General features: G+C 46.4%; 2 protein-coding genes. Both read left to right on the top strand.

All coding sequences use genetic code 11. From position 1 onward, the window contains the following. Position 1: 1 nt before the first annotated feature. Complete coding sequence (locus tag R7Q38_RS23960) at positions 2–373, top strand: DUF393 domain-containing protein (protein ID WP_318114551.1); 372 nt, start codon at positions 2–4, stop codon at positions 371–373. 179 nt (positions 374–552) lie between these two features. After that, positions 553–1,208, top strand: a 656-nt coding sequence (locus R7Q38_RS23955) for a cache domain-containing protein (RefSeq protein WP_318114549.1), incomplete at its 3' end; no start/stop codon positions are given.

Genomic DNA, 1,208 nt, shown 5'->3' with positions numbered 1-1,208 from the left:
TATTTTCTACGACGGCACTTGCCCACTGTGCGCCAAAGAGATGAAGGCATTACGCCAACACGATCATAAGCAAGAGATAAACACCGTTGATCTTTACAGCGACGCTTTTTCGGCCTACCCGCAAATCGACCCTGATCGTGCCAACACCATTCTGCATGCCTTGGACAACCACGGGAATTTACTCCTCGGGCTGGATGTGACCTACAGAGCTTGGCAGCTTGTTGGACGAGGTTGGTTGTATGCACCACTGCGCTGGCCACTCATCAGACCTGTTGCGGACTGGCTTTATCTGCGCTTCGCCCAAAATAGGTATCGCATCTCATATTGGTTAACGGGCACTTCTCGTTGTAATTCTGGCCGCTGCTCTCGGTAATTGTGATCACGCTTGAAAATGTTAATACGCTCGCGATAAATCGTACATTTCCAGTACTTCTCTCCTACTAAGTCGGTTAATCTGCAATCACTACAAAAATAAATAGCCATATATTTATCCGGCAAATCGATTGAATTTTGCCTTTTCGTAACGCTGCGCCGAGAAGTAAGGAAGTCTCTATGAATCTAACCATAAGAAAGCGACTGTATATTCTTTCCATCATTCCAGTACTCACCATTGCACTAGGTATGATGTGGTTCACCTACCTGCAAACTAACGCTTATAACCAACAGCAAATTGATCAGACCCACACCACCATGATGGCGATGAAAAAAGCCGAGCTGAAAAACTATGTTCAGATGGCTCGCTCAGCGATTGAACCGCTACTCAAGAGAAATGCGACATTAGAAGAAGCTCTTCCCGTTTTACGAGAGCTGGAATTTGGTGAGACGGGCTACATCTTCGGTTATAACTCCAAAGGCGTCCGTGTTGTGGTCGGCAAGAACGACAAAGGCATCGGTGAAAACTTCTATAACCTGCAAGACAAGAAAGGTAATTACCTGATTCAAGACTTGCTGAAAAACGCCAAAACGGGTGAATTCACTACCTATTACTTCCCGAAACTAGGACAAACAGAGGCGCTACCGAAATTGAGCTACTCAATGTTCATTCCTGAGTGGGATTTAATGATCGGTACCGGCTTCTACACCGATGACATTGATGCCGTCATTGCAGAAATGGAAGCCTCAGCCCATGACGCGCTCAACACAACTCTAGTGGCCATCGCGCTGTTCTGTGTTTCTATCGCTGCCGTAGTTGCTATCTTCGCCGTGTT

The sequence above is a fragment of the Vibrio sp. Vb0598 genome (assembly GCF_033338935.1).
GTDB classification, from domain to species: domain Bacteria; phylum Pseudomonadota; class Gammaproteobacteria; order Enterobacterales; family Vibrionaceae; genus Vibrio; species Vibrio alginolyticus.
Note: the sequence above shows the minus strand (reverse complement) of the source record. Positions and strands in the feature narration are given on the sequence as shown.